The sequence below is a fragment of the Streptomyces sp. NPDC096136 genome (assembly GCF_044763325.1).
Classification (GTDB): domain Bacteria; phylum Actinomycetota; class Actinomycetes; order Streptomycetales; family Streptomycetaceae; genus Streptomyces.
Genome location: NZ_JBIWFZ010000001.1, coordinates 457499 through 476062, shown reverse-complemented (window position 1 = coordinate 476062; position 18564 = coordinate 457499). Strand labels below are relative to the sequence as shown.

Sequence of the window (18564 nt, the reverse complement as noted above, 5' to 3'; positions counted from 1 at the left end):
GTGCTAACGATCGTCAGCGACTGCCATGACCAGGTGGGACGTGGGCTCGAGGCCACCGGTGACCTCGATGCGGAAGAGTCCGGGGCCGGGCAGAGTGCACTGCCCCGACATGGTCGTCGGGTCGGCGCGATCGGGCTTGAGGACGGTGCGGGCCGAGCTCTCCGCGCCGGTGACCTCCTCCAGGGTGCAGCGCACCTCGGACGGGTCGTCGGCGCCGGTGAGACGAATGGTGAACGGCTCGCCCGGCCGCGCGGCTTCGGGGGCGTCGAGGCCGAAGTGTCCGGCGCCGAGCACGGAACCGCGCTCGGCGAGATCGCGCAGGCCGCTGAGCGCTGCGGCGGCCATCGTTCTCACCTGCTTGGAGGACATCAGGGACCCGTGCTTCCGGGCGACCGGGATCTCCGTCGCCGACCCGGTCACGGCCGCCTCGCGGAAGACCGTGCCGTCGCCCAGGGCGTCTTCGGTCAGCGCGCGGCCGCTGCCGTCACGGCGGAGCGTCCCGTCAAGCCGACGAGCCGGCAGGCTCCGGCCGGTGACGGCCTGTCCGCTCTCGATCCGCAGGCTCAGGGGGGTGGGCTGCTCGACGCCCACGATCATGCCGTGGCTGCGCAGTTCCGTGCCGGCGCCGGCGGCCTGCCAGGCCTGGGTCTCCCGGGCGAGGTCGGCGTCACCGCCGAGGGCGGTCACGTCCGAGACCGTCAGGCGCCGCGTGTCCTCACCGTCCCAGACGCAACGGTACGAGGGGAGCAGGTCGTACAGACCGGGCATCGTACGGCCGGCCTCCCGCAGCGCCTCCTTCGGCAGCCACGGAGCACCAGCCTTGCCGCTGGCCAGCACGACGGCGGCCTTGACGGAGCCGAGGAAGGGGGTGCCGGCGGTCAGCACGGCCCGTACGTCGTCGGCGGCGCCGGGAATCCTGAACAGCTCCCGGACAAGGAGTCCGCCCATCGAATGGGCGACGAAGAGGAGTTGAGCCGGGCGCTCCTCCCCAGCGTCCCTCATGTGCCGCAGGTGCTCCGGGTGGGAGCGCCAGCGTTCGAGGTGACGGTGGGCGGCGTCTGCGAGAAGGTTCGCGTTGTGCCGTACGGACAGGCGCCAGTCGTAGGGGAACGGAACGACCGCGTGCGGATGGACGGCGTACTTCCGGAGGTCGCTGACCATCCGGCTGTAGGGCTCGATGCCACCGAGATCGGGCATCCACTCGTGAACCGAGAGCAGCCCCCCGGTCCTGATCCTGCCGGTCCGACCGGCGCGTTCGTCTTCGGTCACCGCCAGCGAGCGGAGGCGGTCGGCATGCATCCGCGCGGTGTATTTGAACAGATGGGGCGCGCCCCACAGCACCTTGTCGCTCGCCGAGTCGATCAGCTCGCTGCCCATGATCCCAGGGACGACCACCACGGCGTCGTGTAGCCGCCGCCTCGGAGCCGTCCGCGCCATCCGATCCGTATAGCCGGTCACCAGATCATTATGGCAACGACCTGACGGCCGCGAACGGCACTTCACGAAAAGGGGAAGTGAGGCGCGTTCCACCCGGTCGTCGATTCGATCAGCCCAGGAAGCTCAACCGCACCTGGCGCTCCGGATTGTCGACGTTCGTGTCGACGAGGCAGACCGACTGCCAGGTCCCGAGCCGGAGCCGGCCGCCGACGACCGGCAGGGTGGCGTGCGGGGGCACGAACGCCGGCAGGACGTGGTCGCGGCCGTGGCCCGGGGAGCCGTGCCGGTGCTGCCAGCGGTCGTCGGCGGGGAGCAGGGCGCGGAGCGCGTCGAGGAGGTCGTCGTCGCTGCCGGCGCCCGTCTCGATCACGGCGATGCCCGCGGTGGCGTGCGGGACGAAGACGTTCAGCAGGCCGTCGCGGCCGGCCGCGGCCTCGGCCAGGAAGCGCTCGCAGTGGCGGGTCAGGTCGGTGACGGTCTCGGCGCGGCCGGTGGTCAGGTCGAGGACCCGGGTGGTGAATCGGTCGGACATGCGGACCATGATCGCGCACCCGGCCGTGCGGCGCGCCCGCGCCGGCCGGGGTCCGCCGCGCGCTCGCCGCCCCGCGGGTGCGCGGGGACACTGGCAGCGAGAGGAGGTCCCCATGGACCCGGTGGCGGCGCTGGACCGCATCGCCTTCCTGCTGGAGCGCGCCCAGGCCCCCGCGTACCGGGTCCGGGCCTTCCGTACGGCCGCCTCGGCGCTGACCCGGATGGGTGAGCGGGAGACGGCCGAGCGGGCCGCCGCCGGGACGCTGGAGGCGGTGCGGGGCATCGGGCCGAAGACCGCCCAGGTGGTGCGCGAGGCGCTGCTGGGGGAGGTCCCCCGGTACCTGCGGGGGCTGGAGGACGAGGCCGCGGCGATGCCCGAGGGGCCGCCGCCCGGCCCCGCCGCCACGGCGCTGCGCGCGGCGCTGCGCGGGGACTGCCACCTGCACTCGGACTGGTCGGACGGCGGGAGCCCGATCGAGGCGATGGGCCGGGCCGCGGCCGGGCTCGGGCACGAGTGGGCGGTGCTGACGGACCATTCGCCGAGCCTGAAGGTCGCCCGGGGCCTCTCGCCCGGGCGGCTGCGCGAACAGCTGGAGGCGGTGGCGGAGCTGAACGGGCGGTGGGCGCCGTTCCGGCTGCTCACCGGGATCGAGTGCGACATCCTGCCGGACGGCTCGCTCGACCAGGAGCCGGAGCTGCTGGAACGGCTCGACGTGGTCGTGGGCTCCGTGCACTCGAAGCTGCGGATGGAGTCCCCCGCCATGACGCGCCGGCTGCTGGCGGCGGTGCGCAATCCGCTGATGGACGTCCTCGGGCACTGCACGGGCCGGCTGGTGACCGGCCGGACCCGCCCGGAGTCGACGTTCGACGCCGAGGCCGTGTTCGCCGCGTGCGCGGAGGCCGGGACGGCCGTGGAGGTCAACAGCCGACCCGAGCGGCTGGATCCGCCCCGGCGGCTGCTGCGCCTGGCGGTCGGGGCGGGCGCCTTCTTCGCGATCGACACCGACGCCCACGCCCCGGGCCAGCTCGACTGGCAGATCCTGGGCTGCGCACGGGCGGCGGAGTGCGGCGTCCCGCCGGAACGGGTCGTCAACACCTGGCCGGCGCAGGAGCTGCTGGCCTGGACCCGCACCCGGCGGGCGCCCGGCTAGGCCGTGTCCTCGGGAGCGGGCCGGGCCCGCGACGCCCGGTCCGGATGGCTCGGCCTACCCCGCGCCGCGGGCCAGGATCAGCAGGACGTCGCCCGCCGCCACCGCCATCACCCCCAGGAAGGGGATCCGGCCCGCGGCCCCGCCCGTGGCCAGGAGCAGAACCCCGGTCAGGACGAGGAGGATCCAGCCGTACGGGGTGACGGGACCCGGCGGGCCCAGCAGCAGCAGGGCCGCCGAGCCCAGGACGAGCAGGGCGGCGAGCACGGCCGAGGTGCGGGCGCCGAGCCGCTGCGGCAGCCCGCGCACCCCCGTGGCGAGGTCGTCGGCGATGTCGGGCAGCACGTTCGCGAAGTGGGCGCCCGCGCCGAGCAGGGCGGCCGCGCCGGTCAGCCAGAGCGGCGGCCGGGGCGCACCGGGCAGGCCGAGCGTGACGAAGGCGGGGAGCAGGCCGAAGGCGAGGGCGTACGGGAGCCAGGAGACGGCCGTGCCCTTGAGCCGCAGGTTGTACGCCCAGGCGGCGGCGACCCCGACGAGGTGCGCTGCCCCGGCGGCCGGGCCCGCGGCCAGCGACAGCGGTACGCACAGGGCCAGCGCCGTGAGCGCGGCGGCGGTGACGGCGCCGGCCGGTACGCCGCCCGTGGCGAGGGGTTTGTCGCGGCGCCCGCTCGCCCGGTCGCGCCGCAGGTCGACGCGGTCGTTGCACCAGCCGACCGAGAGCTGTCCGGCCGCCACGGCGCCCGCCGTGAGGGCGGTGCCGGCGGGCCCCCTTCCGGCGGCGGCGGCGAGCACCGCGGCGAAGAGGGTCACGGCGGCGGCCGGGAGCGGGTGGCAGGCCCGCAGCAGTCCGGCCACCGGGACCGCCGGCGCGGACAGGACGGGAGAGGGGGCGGGCACGGCGTCACGCTACGCCGTGACGGCACGTTAATTTCATATCTTTCGCGCGCTTAGCCCGACTATGGACGCTTCTTCCCTATGTTGGGTCAATGACCCGTGTCCTTGCGGTGAGCAGCGTGTTCCCGCCCCACCTGTACCCGCAGGCCCAGATCACGGAGGCGCTGGTCCGCTGTCTGCCGCCCGGCGCCGACCCGGCCGTGCTGCGCCGGGTGCACGCCTCGGCAGGGGTCGGCTCCCGCCATCTCGCGCTGCCGCTGGAGCACTACGGGCCGGACCGCGACTTCGGCACCGCCAACGCCCTGTTCCTCCGCACGGCCCTGGAACTGGGCGCCGAGGCGGTCGGACGCGCCCTCGCCGGGGCCGGCCTGGCGGCCGCGGACATCGCCCTGGTGGTGTCGACGACCGTCACCGGTCTCGCCACCCCCTCCCTGGAGGCCCGGCTCGCCTCCCGGACCGGGCTGCGGCCCGGCGTGCGGCGCGTGCCCCTGTTCGGGCTGGGCTGCGCGGCGGGCGCCGCCGGGCTGGGGATGCTGCACGAGCAGCTGGCCGGCCGGCCCGCGCAGGCGGCGCTGCTGCTGTCCACGGAGCTGTGCTCGCTGACGCTCCAGCCGCACGACGCCTCGATGGCGAACATGGTGGCCGGGGCCCTCTTCGGCGACGGGGCCGGGGCCCTGGTCGCGGTGGGGCCGGAGCACCCCCTCCACGACGGCCCCGGCGGGCCGTCGGTGGTGGACGCGCGCAGCCGGCTCTACCCGGGCACCGGGCACCTCCTCGGATGGGACATCGGCCACTGGGGTCTGCGCATGGTGCTGGGCCCGGAGCTGCCCGACCTGGTCGGCCTGCACGTGGTGGAGGAGGTCGAGTCCTTCCTGGCCGGGCACGACCTCAAGCCCGCCGACGTCGACGTCTGGATCTGCCATCCGGGCGGCCCCAAGATCCTCGACGTGCTGGCCGGCTCCCTGGGGCTGTCCGGGCAGGCCCTCGCCGCGAGCCGCGATTCGCTCGCGGCCGTCGGGAACCTCTCCTCCGCCTCCGTCCTGCACGTCCTCGGCGCCGTCCAGGCCGCCGGGCCGCCCGCGCCCGGATCGGTCGGGCTGATGCTCGCCTTCGGTCCGGGTTTCGCCTCCGAACTCGTCCTGCTGCGCTGGTGAGGTCCCCATGCCGCTGATCCCGTCGATCCCGTCGACCCCGCTGACCTGGTACGTCCTGCTCCTCCTTCTGGTGGCCGCCGAGCGGCTGGCCGAGCTGGCCACGGCCCGGCGCAACGCCGCCTGGAGCCTGGCGCGCGGCGGCCGCGAGTACGGCCGCAGCCACTACCCGGCCATCGTCGCCCTGCACGCCGCACTCCTCGCGGGCTGCGCGGCGGAGGCCGTGCACCGGCCCTTCCTGCCCGCGCTCGGCTGGCCGGCGCTCGCCGTCGTGGCGGCGGCGCAGGGGCTGCGGTGGTGGTGCGTCCTGTCCCTCGGGCCGCGCTGGAACACCCGGGTCATCGTGGTGCCCGGGCTGCCGCTGGTGGCCGCGGGGCCGTACCGGCTGCTGCGCCACCCCAACTACGCGGCGGTGGTGCTGGAGGGGCTGGCGCTGCCGCTGGTGCACACGGCGTGGGTGACCGCGCTCGGCTTCACCCTGCTCAACGCCGTGCTGCTGCGGGTGCGGATCCGCTGCGAGAACTCCGCGCTCACCTACGCCCGTACGGCCGATCCGCTGCTGGGCCTGGTGCGGTGATCGACCTGCTCGTGGCGGGCGGCGGGCCGGCGGGGCTGGCGACCGCGATCCACGGGGCGCTGGCCGGGCTGGAGGTGGTGGTCCTGGAGCCGCGCCCGACGCCGATCGACAAGGCCTGCGGGGAGGGGCTGATGCCGGGCGCCGTCCGCCGGTTCGAGGAGCTGGGCGTGGCGGTGCCGGGCCGCGCGTTCCACGGCATCCGCTACGTGGACGGGGACACCGGGCTGCGCGCGGAGGGGCTCTTCCGGGCCGGCCCCGGGCGCGGGTGCCCCCGTACGGACCTCCAGGCGGCCCTCGCCGACCGCGCGGAGCGGCTCGGCGTACGGGTGCTGGCGCGGCGCGTCGGGGAGGTCCGCCAGGACGGGCGGCGGGTGTGCGCGGCCGGGCTGACGGCCCGGTACCTGGTGGCGGCGGACGGGCTGCACTCGCCGGTGCGGCGCGGCCTGGGCCTGGCGGTGCCGGCCGCGCCGGGGCGGCCGGCCCGGTACGGGCTGCGCCGCCACTACGCGGTGGCCCCGTGGAGCGACCTGGTGGAGGTGTACTGGGCGCGCGGCGCGGAGGCATACGTGACCCCGCTCGCCCCGGACCGGATCGGGGTGGCGGTGCTGACGTCGGAGCAGGCTCCCTTCGACGTCCAGCTGGCCCGGTTCCCGCTGCTGGCGGCCAGGCTGCCGGCGCCGCCCGGCCGGGGCGCGGGGGTGCGGGGCGCGGGGCCGCTGCGTCAGCGGGCGCGGACCCGGGTCGCGGGGCGGGTGCTGTTCGTGGGGGACGCGGCGGGGTACGTGGACGCGCTGACCGGCGAGGGGCTGACCCTGGCGGTCTCGGCGGCGGGGGAACTCGTCCGGTGCGTGCGCGCGGGCCGGCCGCAGGAGTACGAGCGGGCCTGGCGGCAGCTGTCGCGCGGCTACCGGGCCCTGACCTCGTCCCTGCTGTGGGCCCGGCGGCGGACGCCGCTGGCGGGCCGGATCGTCCCGCTGGCGGCCCGGATGCCGCGGGTCTTCACGGGGGCGGTGAACCTGCTCGCGCGGTGAGGCCCCCGGCCGCGCGGTGCGGCCGGGGGCCCTCGGGCGGGGGCCCTCGGGCGGGGGTCAGGCCCCTTGGCCGGTCCGGCGGTCAGGCGGACGGTACGTCAGCGCGAGGCCGGCCAGGAGCGCCGAGACCCCGGCGCCGAGCACCACGGCGACCCCGGCCCACGGGTAGGAGGCGCCGAGGGTGGCGTCGAGGGGGTCGAAGAACGCGACCCCGCCCACGATGTGCAACGCGACCACGGCCAGGGCGGCCACGGCCGCGCCCCGCCACACCGCCGGGGTGTCCCGGAAGGCCAGCAGGGCGCCGAGCGGCAGGCAGACCAGGGCCACCGCCAGGGGCGCCAGCCGGCCGGGGCCGGGCGGTTCCGCGAGGTTCCCCGGCAGGTGCAGCACGCCGCAGAACAGCAGGGCGGCGGCCGCCGGCCAGCGCAGGACGTGGCCCAGTACGCCCGCGCGCCGGGCCGCGCGGCCCGCTATGGCGTCGGCCGCGGCGGGGAGGGGGACGGGGACCGCGGCGCGGACCGGGACGGGCCGGGGCGCGGGGTCGGGCGGCGGGGCGGTTCCGGCCGGGGGCCGGTCGGCCCGGCCCCGCCACCCGGCCGGTCCCGCCGAAGCCGCCTGCGGGGACGCCGGGCCGGTCGGGGAACCGCCGCGGGGGGCGGTGCCGGAGGCCTCGGGGTCGAGGATGGTGGCCAGCAGGGCCACGTCCTCGATGGGCCGGCCGACGGCCGCCGCACGCAGGGCGATGTCGGCCTCGGCCCCTTCCTCGGGGTGCTCGCCGAGCAGGGCGACCATACGGCGGACCTCGTCCACGGGCCGGGCGACGGCGGCCGCCCGGAGCGCGTCGTGCCCGGGGTCGGCGAGCCGGCCGGAGTCCTTCAGGAGGCCCACCAGCGCGGTGACCTCCTCGACGGGCCGGCAGGTGGCGGCCGTCTCCAACAGGGTGCGGAGGGGCTCGGGGTGGGCCGCGGGGCCGGCGGTGCCGGGTGCCGCGGCGGGGCCGGCGGGCCCGGGCTGGTCCGCGGGAGCCGCGGGAAGGACCTGGAGCCCGCCCGGCGGCGCCACCGGGCCGGAGCCGGGCAGGTCCACGGAACCCGCAGCGAGGGGCGGCAGGCCGTCGGGGAGGGGCTGGAGGTCGGCGGGGGGTGCGGAGGGGGGCTGGGGTGCGGGGGGTTCGGGGAGGGCCGGGGGTGTCGGGGGTTCGGGGAGGGGGCCGTCGGTCGGTTCCGGGGTGGGGGTGGGCAGGCCGTCGCGGTCGCCGTGGTCCGTCGCCGCGAGGGTGCTGGGGTCATTCATGGAAAGCTCCGTCTCGCCGACGCGCGGGTCTACGCATCGCGCGCCGGTCATCGTGCGTCATGGGAAGCGCACGCTTGGTCACATTCAGCGGCACGGGTGCGCACTGCGCCATTCGGGGCGGGCAAACGGGGGGGCTCCCCCGGCGTGTCCGGGGCGCCGCCCCGACACGCCGCACCCAATCGGCCCGCGCGGCGGCGGGCGGGGCACCGTGGTCTGGTCAGGGCCCCGCTCCTGCGTGCGGAGGGGGCACGCGTCCAGGAGGGCCCGCATCCGGGAGGGGCGTCAGCCGTGCCGGATCCCGGCACCGACCGCGCCGCCCCCGGCGGCCGCACCCCGCGCACCGGCCGCCGCCGGTGCCGGGCGCGCGGGGTGTCCGGCGCGCCGTCGACAGCGCTCCCGCCCCTGCTGCTCCTGCTCTGCCACCGCTCCCGCCGCCGGGCCCGGGCGGGCCCGGCGGCTCGGAGGACTGCCTGTACCTGAACGTCACCGCCCCGGCGGCCTGCCGGAGCGCGCGGCCCTCCCCTTCGGGGCGGCGCACGGCTTCGGACTGCCGTACCCGTTCACGACGGCGCCCCTGACGCCTCCTCAGCGGCGGCGCGCGGAACGGATGACCGGGTACGGGGCCCGGTTCGCCCGCACCGGCTCGCCGGACCTCCCGGGGGCGCCGCCCCGGCCGCGGTTCGGCGGCCGGCGGTGCCGGCCGCGGGTGCCTCGGGGACCCGGCCGGTGCACGCGGCGGCCGCGCACCACTGCGCGCTGGGGGACGGCCCGTCCTTCACGGACACGGGTCCCTGACGGGGTCCCCTCGGCGGGCTACAGCCGGACGTCCCAGCCCGCGGTGGAGGACAGGGTGCGGGCGATCGCGGGGTCGCGGACGGCGGGGGTGGCGTCCTCGGCGGTCACCGACAGCCGGTGGGTGCGCAGGTCCAGCAGCCACAGCTCGGCCACCCGCACCTCGGTCCGGCCCGCGAACCGCTTGAGCTCGCGGCCGTCGAGGTACCAGCGGACCGTGGGCTGGCGCCCGTCGGGCGTGGCCAGGTGCGGAACGGCCGCCTTGGCGGTGTGCCGCAGCCGCAGGACCCGGTCGGTGGGGGTGAGCGGGGTGACGAGGCTCGCGTGCCGCCGGAAGCCGGCGATCATCGCCTCCACTCCGGGGAGGTTGAAGGGCTTGCCCAGCACCCGCATGATCGAGCCGTCGGTGGGCCGGTTGAGGCCGGTCACGTAGTAGCCGCCGCCCTCGTAGGCGCCGACGGTGCCCCCGTCGGGCGAGGTCTCCCCCAGCCAGCGGTACCACTTGGTCCGCTGCGCGGCCATCGCGCCGGCGTCGAGGGTGGAGGTGTTGGCGTCGGCGGGTTCGGGGCCGGTGTACTTCTCGTAGTCGGGGACGCCCGGGTAGAAGTACTCGTCCGCGAGCTTGCCGAGGGAGTGGCCGGTCTCGTGGATGGCCACCTGGCCGGACTTGGGGTGACCCGCGGAGGCGGTGGAGATGCCCTCGTAGCCGAGGGTGGGGCTGGGCTCGTTGTAGCCGGCGCCGCCGTACTTGGCGCTGTTGGCGAGGACGACGACGAGGTCGGCGGCGGGGGCCTTGGCCACGTAGGCGTCCACCTTGGGCTGGTCCACGCAGAGCAGCCGCTCGATGGACCCGCACCAGAAGTACGAGCCGAGGGCGGTGTCGCGGACGGTGTCCGGGCCGGGGTCGCCGGAGACCCCGGACTGGGCGGACACGGCGTCCACGGTCCACACGTTGAAGAGGTCGCGGTAGGTCGTGTAGGGCTCGACGGCGGTGATCTCGGCCCATTTGGCGCGGACGTCGGCGTGGTAGCGGTCCAGCTCGGCGGCGGTGTAGCCGTCGCCGACGAAGACCACGTCGAGCCGGTCCGCGGTGGGTCCGTTGTCGACCGTCTTGGTGACCGCCCCGTCGGCGGCCCGGGCGGACCCGGAGAGGCCGGGTGCGGCCTTCGCCCGGCCGGCGGCGGGTACCCGGGTGTGGCCGGATCCGGCTTCGCCGCCGTGCTCCGGCCCGGGTATCTCGACCTCGACGCCCGGGCGCGCGGTCGGCCCGGGCGGCGGCGCCGCTCCGGCGGGCGCGGCCGACGCGGCCAGGAGCGCGGCGCCCGCGCAGGCGGCGGCGAGTGCCGCGCGCAGGGACGATCGGATGGTTCTCTTCATGAAGTCCTCCGCCGGGGCCGGGAGTTGAGGGGGGTTAAGTAATCGGTTAACTCGACTGAACCGGCTGCTTAAACTAGGGGGCGCCCGAGGACGTGCGCAATGGGTGACTCCCCGCGGATACTGGGGAGTTGAGGAAACCTCGTGGACAACAGGGGGAGTTCATGGACGAACCGGCCGAGATCGGACGCCGGGTGCAGCGGCTCCGCGCCGAACGGGGCCTGACCCAGCGGCAGTTGGCCGAGCCCGCGTACACCCCCGCGTACGTGTCCACCCTGGAGGCGGGCAAGGTGCGCCCCTCGGAGACCGCGCTGCGGTTCCTCGCCGGGCGGCTCGGCACCTCGTACGAGGAACTGGCCACCGGGCGCCCCGCCTCCCTGGCCACGGAGCTGCGGCTGGCCCTGACCGACGCCCAGCGGACCCTCGCCACCGGCTCGGCGCGGGAGGCGGCCGGACCCTTCCGGCGGCTGCTGGAGGAGGCGGAGCGGCTGGGGCTGCCGGACGAGCGGGCGGAGGCCCTGCTGGGGCTCGGGGACTGCGCGCTGGAGGCGGGCGAACTGGCGGAGGCGGCCGGGCACTTCGAGGCGGCGGAGCTCCTGCTGGCCGACCAGCCGCTCCCCCGCCGGGCCCGCCCGATCCGCGGCCGGGCCGTCGCGCACCTGCTGGCCGGGGAGCTGCGGTACGCCTGCTACCTGCTGGAGTCGGCCATCGACGGCCTCAACACGGGCGGGCTGGCCGACCCGGAGGCCCTGGTGCTGCTGTACTCGGCGGTGATCGGCCCGTACATCGACATGGGCGCGCACGCCCGCGCGGCGCACGCGGCGGAACTTGCGCTGGCGCTGGCGCCGCAGGTCGGGGACCCGGCGCTGGTGGCGGGGATGCACCGGCAGGTGGCCCGCACGTTCCTCGCGGAGGGCCGGGTGGCGGACGCCGACGCCTCACTGGCGAAGGCTCAGGCCGTCTACCGCCAGCTGCGGCTGCGCACCGATCTGGCGCACTGCCACTGGATGCGCGGCTACGTCCAGGCGCAGCACGGGGAACTGGCGGCGGCGGAGCGGGAGCTGCGGATCGCCCGGGAGATGCTCACGGCCCGCCGGGCGGCCCTGTACACCGCGCAGGTGGAGGTGGAGCTGGCGGACGTGCTGCGACGCCTGGGCCGGTACGACGAGGCGGCGGAACTGGTGTCGGGGCTGCTGGCCGAGGGGTCGGGCCCGGGCGCGGTGCACGCGGGCGGGGCGCACCGGCTGCTGGGGCTGATCGCCGAGGAGCGCGGGGAGGCCGAGGCGGCCGAGGAGCACTACGTACGGGCCCTCGCGCTGCTGGAGCGCAGCGGGGCGGGCGGTGACCTGGCGGACCTGTGCCGGCTGCTGGGCGACCTGCTGCGGCGGGCCGGCCGCACGGAGGCCGCGCTGGACGCCTACCGCACGGGGCTGGGCCACCGCGCCGCCCCCGGCACCACCACCCTGGGCCCGGCCCCGGCGGCTCCGGCGTTCCGCTGAGCCGTGCCGCTGCGAGGAGGCCCGCCCCGCCCTTCCGCCGCTGCGCGGGCCCTGCCCGGACCCGCGCCCCGAACGCCGGCGGGGCTGCGAACGGCCCCGCCGGCGTTCGGGGCGGCGGGCGGGGAGACGGCTACGGTTCGCCCGGGGTGCGGGCGCGGGCGCCCTCCCGGGTGCGGCCCGAGGCGGGGGCGCGCTGCGGGTGGCGCCGGAGGTACTCGTCCTCCAGTTCCCTCAGCCGCTGCGTGTGCGTGGCCAGCGCGTCGTCCGAGCCGTGGAGCAGGGTCTCGTGGCGGGTGCGGTGGATGGTCTCCAGTTCCCTCAGCAACCGGCCGTCCTCGAGATCGCGCGGCGCCGCTCCGCCGGAGCGCTCTGCCATGGCAACCACCTCCACGTCCTACGGTAGACGCGTCGCGGCGGTTCAGCCGTCCGGCCCGGACCCCACCTCCGGCGGGGGTTCCGGCGGCGGCAGGGGCGGGGCGGAGGCGGCGTGCGCGCGCAGGGCGCAGCGCACCGACCAGGTCACCGAGACCAGCGGCACCGCCACCACGGCGCCGACGACCCCGGCGGCGATGGCCCCGGCGACCACCGAGACGGCCACGACCAGCGGGTGCAGCGCCACCGCCCAGCTCATCACCAGCGGATGCAGCAGATGGCCCTCGATCTGGCCGATCACCACGATGAGGGCGAGCACCACGGCCGCGATGAACGGCCCCTTCGCCGCCAGCGCGACCACGGTGGCGATCGCGAGTGCGACCGGGGAGCCGATCAGGGGGATGAAGGCCGCGAAGAACTCCAGCAGGGCCAGGGGGAGGGCCAGCGGGACCCCGAGGAAGTAGAGCGCCACCCCGACCAGGATCGCGTTGGTCGCCGCGACCAGGAGGATCCCGTGCGTGTAGCCGGTGAACGTGCGCCACGCCGCGCGGCCGGCGAGGCCCACCCGCTCGCGCGCCGCCTCGGGCAGCTGGGCGCAGAACCAGGCCCACTGCCGGTCGCCGCCGTGCAGGAAGAAGACGGAGGAGAACACGGCGAGCGCGAGGACGGTGAGCCACTGCACCACCTGTCCGGCGCCGCTGACGGCCGTGTTCAGCAGGGCGGAGCGGTGGGAGGACACGTACTCCCCGATGCGGGCCTGGAGGTCGGAGAGGGCCTGCGACCCCAGGCGGAACGGCGGGCGCGCCAGCCATTCCTGGATGCTGACGAGGCCCTCGCGGAACTCCCTGACCAGGCGGTCGCTCTCCCCCGCCACCGCCTCCCCGACGAGTGCGAGCACGCCCATCAGCAGGATCGCGCTGCCGATGAGGCTGACGGCCACCGCCATCGAGCGGGGCACCAGCCGGGCCAGCCTGTGGGACAGCGGCGACAGCAGCGCGGTGACGACCAGGCCCAGGAACAGCGCCACGCCGATCTCGTGGAAGCGGCCCAGGACCGCGAAGACCGCGTAGACGGCGCCCCCGACGACCAGCAGCCGCCAGGCATAGGACGCCGCCGTGCGCAGGAACGGGGACACCGGGGGCATGACCCATGGGTGCCACCGGGGGCGGCCGCTGCCACGCGCCGGGTCCCGTTTTGACCCGTCCGGGCCGAAAATCCGTTGCCGGGGGGCGCGGCCCGCCCGCACGATGGCCCGTTGTGAGTAGCTCCCGTCTGTCCTCCGTACTGCCCGACCTCTCCCCCTGGCGTTCCAGCCGCGACTTCCGGCTCCTCTTCTTCCAGGGCACGGTCACCTTCTTCGGCTCGTTCATGGCGATGATCGCCCTGCCGCTCCAGATCAAGCACCTGACGGACTCGCCGCTGGCGGTCGGTGCGATGGGGGCGGTGGAGCTGGTTCCGCTGGTGGTGTGCGGGCTGTACGGGGGCGCTCTGGCGGACGCGGTCGACCGGCGGCGGCTGATCCTGCTGACCGAGGCCGGGCTCGGGGTGCTGGCGCTGGTCCTGCTGGTCAACGCGCTGCTGCCGGAGCCGATGCTGTGGCCGCTGTACGTGGTGGCGGCGGGGGTGTCGGCGCTGAGCGGCCTGCAGCGGCCGGCCCTGGACTCGCTGATGGCGCGGATCGTGCCGCACGACCAGCTGACCGCCGCCGCCGCGCTGAACGCGCTGCGCTACCAGTTCGGTGCGATCGCCGGGCCGGCGCTGGCCGGGGTGGTCGTCGCGTACGCCGGGTACGCCCCGGCGTACGGGGTGACCGTCGTGGGCTTCGCGGTCTCGGTGGTCCTGTGCGCGCGGCTGCGCCCGGCCCCGCCCGCGGGCGGCGGGGAGCGGCCGTCGCTGCGCGCGATAGCCGAGGGGGCGCGGTACGCGTGGAGCCGGCCGGTGCTGCTGGGGACGTACGCCGTGGACCTGGCGGCGATGTTCTTCGCGTTCCCCAACACGATCTTCCCGTTCCTCGCGGACGAGCTCGACGCCGAGTGGGCGCTGGGCCTGATGTACGCCGCGGGCGCGGTGGGATCGCTGGTTCTGGGTCTGACCAGCGGCTGGGTGTCGCGGGTGCGCAGGCACGGGCTGCTGGTGGTCTTCGGGGCGGCCGCGTGGGGGCTGGCGATCGCCGCGGCGGGCTGGTTCTCGAACATCTGGTTGGTGCTGGTGTGCCTGGCGGCGGCGGGCGCGGGCGACATGCTGAGCGCCCTGGGCCGCTCCACCATCTGGAACCAGACGATCCCGGAGGAGCTGCGGGGGCGGCTGGCGGGCATCGAGGTGCTGTCGTACAGCGTCGGGCCCCAGCTCGGTCAGGTCCGGGCGGGCACGATGGCGGGCTGGACCGGGACCCGGCCGGCGTTCTGGAGCGGGGGCCTGGCCTGTGTGGCGTCGGTGGCGCTGCTGGCCGCGATGCTGCCGAAGCTGATCTCGTACGACGCGGACACCGACGAGGACGCGCTGCGCCGCCGGGCCGCCCGGGAGGAGTCCGCCGCACAGGCGGATCCGGCGGGCGCGGCGGCCTGATCCGGCGGCCTGGTCCGGCGGCCTGGTCCGGGGTCCGGTTCGGGCGTCCGCGCCGGGCGCCCGAACGGCGGTCCCCGCGGTGCGGGGGCGGGCCGGCGCCGGGAGGGTGACGGCATGGGCGACTGGTGGTACCGCAACATCGTGGAGCCGGGGAAGCTGCCGCTGCTCCTCGCGCTGGCCTCGTTCGTCGTCACCTTCGCGGCGACCCGGGTGGTCACCCGGATGATCCGCGCCGGGAGGGGCCCCTTCCGCAACGTCACTCCGGGCGGGCTGCACGTGCACCACTGCGTGCCCGGGGTGGTACTGATGACCGTGGGCGGCTTCACCTCGATCGCGGGCGGCCGGGCGGGGTGGGGCGCCGGGCTGGCGGCCGTGCTGTTCGGGATGGGCGCGGGCCTGGTGCTGGACGAGTTCGCGCTGATCCTGCACCTGAGCGACGTCTACTGGAGCAAGGAGGGAACGCTCAGCGTGGAGGTCGTCCTGCTGACCACGGCGCTGGCGGCGCTGCTGCTGTGCGGGTTCCTGCCGCTCGGGGTGGACGGCCTGACCGACGAGCAGACGGAGAACCGGTGGTTCGTGATGGGCACGGTGCTGCTCAACCTGCTGCTGGCGGTCGTCGCCCTGTTCAAGGGGAAGCCGCGGCTGGCCGTCCTCGGGGCCGTGGTCCCGCTGATCGCCCTGGTCGCGGCCGTGCGCCTGGCCCGGCCGGTGTCCCCGTGGGCGCGCCGGTTCTACACCCGCCGGCCCCGGACCCGGGCGCGGACCATCCGGCGGGCCTACCGGCACGACCGGCGCTGGAGCGGGCTCCAGCGCCGGATCGGCTACATGATCGGCGGCGCGCCCAGCCGGTGAGGCCAGTCCGGGCCCCCGGGAGGGTGCTCAGGCCGAGGTGGGGGCCCCGTCGAGCTCCCAGGCGTGGCGCTTGAACTCCTTGCGGAAGTCGGTGTGGTCCTCCCACTGCCGGGCGATTCCGCGCAGCACGTCCCAGTGGTGCTCGACCGACTGGTCGATGACCTTGCGCACGAGCGGCTCGGCCGTCTCGCGCGTCGCGATGAGCCCCTTGACGGCGGAGGCCTCCAGCACGCTGTTGCGCAGCGCGCGCAGGGCCCGGGAGGTGTCGTCCATGGCGAAGCCGCGCTCACTTCCGGTCTCCGCGTCGAACAGCGGGGTGAGCCGCGCCTCGATGAACGCGGTGATCCGCTCGAAGTGCTGCACGTCCATCAGGGTTCTCCCGTTCCCGCCGGTCCGGCGCGGGGCGCGGCACGGCTCGTCTCTTCGAAGCTGCTCGGGGGTGAGCTCGGGTGCAGGATACGAGGTCACGGGCGCCCGGGGTGACGGCGGGCGGCCGGGGCCGCCCGGCTCAACGGCTCAACGCCGCAGCGGGTCCGGTGCCGTGACGGCGAGGAGGGGCGGGGCCGGGGAGCCGTGGCGGTGCCCGCAGGGCTCGAAGACCAGGAGCACGGGCTCACCGGGCCGCTGGCGCCAGGAGATCCGCCGCGGCGGGGCCGCGCAGCGGGGACAGTCGGGCAGGGGGCCCGGCTCGGTCCGGCACTCGGGGGCGGCCGTCAGCAGGGGCGGCACGGCGTGCGGGTCGGGCATGGGGGCTCCCTGGTCCGGAGGTTGCGCTCCTGGCACTGTGCCATGGGGGGTACCTCCTGCGCACGGGTGAACCGGCCTGCGTTCCGGCTGGTCAGGGCCGCTTCGGTGGGTGAAATCGGGCCGTCTGCGGGCACTTGGTGCTCAAGTGGTCCTCCGTTCGGCCTCCACCAGCCCCGATTCGTAGGCGGCGATCACCGCCTGCGCCCGGTCCCGTACCCCCAGCTTGGCGAAGACGCCGGTGATGTGGTTCTTGACGGTGGAGACGCTGATGTCCAGTTCCGCGGCGATCTCGGTGTTGTCGAGCCCGCGGGCGAGCAGCCGCCAGATCTCCCGCTCGCGCGGGGTGAGCCCGGCGGGGTCCGCCGGGGCGGGCCGGGGCTCGCGGGCCGCGGCCCGTACGTAGGTGGAGATCAGCCGGGTCAGCAGCCTGGGGGCGACGGCGGCCTCTCCGGTGTGGACGGTGCGGACGGCGGCGATCAGCTCCTCGGGGGAGACGTCCTTGGGCAGGAACCCGTAGGCGCCGGCGCGCAGGGCGGCGACCACGTACTCGTCCATGTCGAAGGTGCTCAGGGCCAGGACCCGGGACCCGGGGTGGGTGCGGGCCAGCTCCCCGGTGGCGCGGACCCCGTCGAGGACGGGCATGCGGATGTCCATCACCACCACGTCGGGGTGCAGCCGCCCGGCGAGCGCCACCGCCTCGGCGCCGTCCCCGGCCTCGCCGACGACCTCGACGTCCGGGTGGGGCGCCAGGATCAGGCTCAGGCCGCGCCGCACCAGCGGCTGGTCGTCGGCTATCAGTACGCGGATCATCGGCGCTGTTCCTCTCCTCGTGCCCCGTCCGACGCCCCGTCCGACGCCCCGTCCGACGCCCCGGCGGCCGCCGGGACCGGCAGGCGGGCCGCGACCCGGAAGCCGCCGTCCTCCCGGGGGGCGGCCTCCAGGGTGCCGCCGTGCAGGGCGACGCGTTCGCGCATGCCGATCAGACCGTACCCGCCGCGGCCCGGGTGCCGCGAAGCCGAGCGGCGCGGGGGCCCGTCGCCGGGGCCGTCGTCGCAGACCTCGACGGCCACCTCCTGCGGACGGTACGTCAGCCGGACCCGGGCGCCCGCGTTCCCGGCGTGCTTGCGGGCGTTGGTCAGGGCCTCCTGCACGACCCGGAACACGGTCAGGCCGACGGTGGGCGGCAGCGGGCGGACCGTTCCGAGCACGGTGAACTCGGTGTCCATGCCCGCCAGCCGGGACTCCGCGACGATCCGCTCCAGGTCGGCGGTCCCGGGCTGCGGGGCGGGCGGGGCGGGCTCCGCCTCCTCCCCGGCCCGCAGCACGTCCAGGAGCTGGCGCATCTCGCCGAGGGCCATCCGGCCGGAGTCCTCCATGACCACCAGGGCCTCGCGGGCCGCGCCGGGGTCGTGCGCGAGGTTGGCTCGGGCGCCGCCGGCCATCAGCTGCATGGTGGTGATGTGGTGGGCGACGATGTCGTGCAGCTCGCGGGCGATCCTGCGGCGCTCCTCGGCCACCGCGCGCTCGGCGAGCAGCAGCCGGTTGGCCTCGACCTCCCGCTGCCAGCGGTTGGCGGCGACCGCGCCGCCGACGACCAGGGCGCCGGCGATCGCGTTGGCGAGGAGGTTCCAGCCGGAGGGGAGCAGGGAGCCGTCCAGGCCGGCGGTGGCCAGCGGCACGGCGGCCAGGCCCGCGGCGGTGACCACGGCGGGCCGGCAGCGGCGGGCCACCGTGAAGAGGGCGACGGTCAGGGCCAGGCCGAAGTGCGGCGGGGCCGGGGTGACGACGTTCACCACCAGGCCCAGGGCCAGCACCGCGCCGAGCACCGGGACCGGGTGCCGGCGCCGGAAGAGCAGGGCCAGCGCGGCGAGGACCAGGCCGAGGGCGGCGGTGACCGTGAAGGGGGTCCCGTCCACCTGGGCGCTGAGGGAGAAGCCGGTGAGGTCGGTGGCCGCCGCCCCGACGGCCACCAGTCCGTCGCCCCGCGTCCACTCCAGGCGCTCGGCGCGCGTGCCCATCGGTTCCCGCCTCCTCCGCGGGCCGCTCCCGCCCGGCCGGTCCGGGCGGCGCGCGGCCGTCGCGCGGAATCCCATTCTGACAAAAGCCCCTGGTCCGGGCACCGTCCCCGGGTCGGGGCCCGGACCAGGACCAGGGTCCTGGTCCGGGCCCGGAGCCGGACCCCGGTCCCGGTGGGCGGATCCTCCCCCGCCCGGACGCGCGGGGCCCGGCCGGCTGATGGTCTGGAAGCCCGTCGGCGGTGCGCCGGCGGTGGACGTCGCAGAGACCGGAGGAGAGAAGTGA

General features: G+C 76.4%; 18 protein-coding genes. 7 read left to right on the top strand and 11 right to left on the bottom strand.

The window, feature by feature from the left end:
* Nucleotides 1-3 precede the first annotated feature (3 nt).
* Nucleotides 4-1377, bottom strand: coding sequence for a hypothetical protein (locus ACIRBY_RS02125; protein WP_403894700.1), 1374 nt, complete (start codon nucleotides 1375-1377; stop codon nucleotides 4-6).
* A gap of 169 nt (nucleotides 1378-1546) precedes the next feature.
* Complete coding sequence (locus ACIRBY_RS02120; protein ID WP_403894697.1) at nucleotides 1547-1969, bottom strand: YjbQ family protein; 423 nt, start codon at nucleotides 1967-1969, stop codon at nucleotides 1547-1549.
* A gap of 112 nt (nucleotides 1970-2081) precedes the next feature.
* Between ACIRBY_RS02120 and ACIRBY_RS02115 the strand changes: the two genes are divergently transcribed.
* Nucleotides 2082-3119, top strand: a complete 1038-nt coding sequence (locus ACIRBY_RS02115) for a PHP domain-containing protein (RefSeq protein ID WP_403894694.1) — start codon at nucleotides 2082-2084, stop codon at nucleotides 3117-3119.
* A gap of 54 nt (nucleotides 3120-3173) precedes the next feature.
* On the opposite strand, the gene ACIRBY_RS02110 is transcribed toward ACIRBY_RS02115, so the two are convergent.
* Nucleotides 3174-4013 carry a UbiA family prenyltransferase gene (locus ACIRBY_RS02110; protein ID WP_403894691.1) on the bottom strand — a complete coding sequence of 280 codons (840 nt, stop codon included), beginning with the start codon at nucleotides 4011-4013 and terminating at the stop codon, nucleotides 3174-3176.
* 89 nt (nucleotides 4014-4102) lie between these two features.
* Between ACIRBY_RS02110 and ACIRBY_RS02105 the strand changes: the two genes are divergently transcribed.
* From ACIRBY_RS02105 to ACIRBY_RS02095, 3 genes are read left to right on the top strand one after another with little or no spacing between them, the layout of a single operon-like run.
* Nucleotides 4103-5164 (top strand): type III polyketide synthase, encoded by a 1062-nt coding sequence (locus ACIRBY_RS02105; protein ID WP_403894688.1) that lies wholly within the window; start codon nucleotides 4103-4105, stop codon nucleotides 5162-5164.
* Between the two features lie 40 nt (nucleotides 5165-5204).
* On the top strand, nucleotides 5205-5738 hold the full coding sequence (locus ACIRBY_RS02100) for an isoprenylcysteine carboxyl methyltransferase family protein (protein WP_403895242.1): 534 nt from the start codon (nucleotides 5205-5207) through the stop codon (nucleotides 5736-5738).
* The gene (locus ACIRBY_RS02095) at nucleotides 5735-6769 is read left to right on the top strand and encodes an NAD(P)/FAD-dependent oxidoreductase (protein ID WP_403894685.1); all 1035 of its coding nucleotides are present in this window, start codon (nucleotides 5735-5737) and stop codon (nucleotides 6767-6769) included. Before ACIRBY_RS02100 ends, ACIRBY_RS02095 begins: the two co-directional genes overlap by 4 nt.
* A 57-nt stretch (nucleotides 6770-6826) precedes the next feature.
* On the opposite strand, the gene ACIRBY_RS02090 is transcribed toward ACIRBY_RS02095, so the two are convergent.
* Nucleotides 6827-8062 carry a hypothetical protein gene (locus ACIRBY_RS02090; RefSeq protein WP_403894682.1) on the bottom strand — a complete coding sequence of 412 codons (1236 nt, stop codon included), beginning with the start codon at nucleotides 8060-8062 and terminating at the stop codon, nucleotides 6827-6829.
* 813 nt (nucleotides 8063-8875) lie between these two features.
* Complete coding sequence (locus tag ACIRBY_RS02085; protein ID WP_403894679.1) at nucleotides 8876-10231, bottom strand: M64 family metallopeptidase; 1356 nt, start codon at nucleotides 10229-10231, stop codon at nucleotides 8876-8878.
* A gap of 161 nt (nucleotides 10232-10392) precedes the next feature.
* On the opposite strand from ACIRBY_RS02085, the gene ACIRBY_RS02080 reads away from it, so the two are divergent.
* Nucleotides 10393-11727 (top strand): helix-turn-helix domain-containing protein, encoded by a 1335-nt coding sequence (locus ACIRBY_RS02080; RefSeq protein ID WP_403894677.1) that lies wholly within the window; start codon nucleotides 10393-10395, stop codon nucleotides 11725-11727.
* Between the two features lie 130 nt (nucleotides 11728-11857).
* On the opposite strand, the gene ACIRBY_RS02075 is transcribed toward ACIRBY_RS02080, so the two are convergent.
* Both ACIRBY_RS02075 and ACIRBY_RS02070 read right to left on the bottom strand, forming a co-directional pair.
* On the bottom strand, nucleotides 11858-12103 hold the full coding sequence (locus tag ACIRBY_RS02075; protein ID WP_403894674.1) for a DUF6158 family protein: 246 nt from the start codon (nucleotides 12101-12103) through the stop codon (nucleotides 11858-11860).
* A gap of 42 nt (nucleotides 12104-12145) precedes the next feature.
* A complete protein-coding gene (locus tag ACIRBY_RS02070; RefSeq protein ID WP_403894671.1) occupies nucleotides 12146-13243 on the bottom strand; it encodes an AI-2E family transporter in 1098 nt (365 codons plus the stop codon).
* Between the two features lie 128 nt (nucleotides 13244-13371).
* On the opposite strand from ACIRBY_RS02070, the gene ACIRBY_RS02065 reads away from it, so the two are divergent.
* Both ACIRBY_RS02065 and ACIRBY_RS02060 read left to right on the top strand, forming a co-directional pair.
* Complete coding sequence (locus ACIRBY_RS02065; RefSeq protein ID WP_403895239.1) at nucleotides 13372-14664, top strand: MFS transporter; 1293 nt, start codon at nucleotides 13372-13374, stop codon at nucleotides 14662-14664.
* Nucleotides 14665-14778: 114 nt separating this feature from the next.
* A complete protein-coding gene (locus ACIRBY_RS02060) occupies nucleotides 14779-15516 on the top strand; it encodes a hypothetical protein (RefSeq protein ID WP_403894668.1) in 738 nt (245 codons plus the stop codon).
* A gap of 27 nt (nucleotides 15517-15543) precedes the next feature.
* Here the strand turns inward: ACIRBY_RS02060 and ACIRBY_RS02055 are convergent, their stop codons facing one another.
* The 4 genes from ACIRBY_RS02055 to ACIRBY_RS02040 form a co-directional block, all read right to left on the bottom strand.
* Nucleotides 15544-15885: a hypothetical protein gene (locus tag ACIRBY_RS02055; RefSeq protein ID WP_403894665.1), complete on the bottom strand. Its 342-nt coding sequence runs from the start codon at nucleotides 15883-15885 to the stop codon at nucleotides 15544-15546.
* Between the two features lie 147 nt (nucleotides 15886-16032).
* Nucleotides 16033-16263, bottom strand: coding sequence for a hypothetical protein (locus ACIRBY_RS02050; protein WP_403894662.1), 231 nt, complete (start codon nucleotides 16261-16263; stop codon nucleotides 16033-16035).
* Nucleotides 16264-16404: 141 nt separating this feature from the next.
* Nucleotides 16405-17073, bottom strand: a complete 669-nt coding sequence (locus tag ACIRBY_RS02045; RefSeq protein WP_403894660.1) for a response regulator — start codon at nucleotides 17071-17073, stop codon at nucleotides 16405-16407.
* A complete protein-coding gene (locus tag ACIRBY_RS02040) occupies nucleotides 17070-18281 on the bottom strand; it encodes a sensor histidine kinase (protein ID WP_403894657.1) in 1212 nt (403 codons plus the stop codon). Before ACIRBY_RS02040 ends, ACIRBY_RS02045 begins: the two co-directional genes overlap by 4 nt.
* Nucleotides 18282-18564 lie beyond the last annotated feature (283 nt).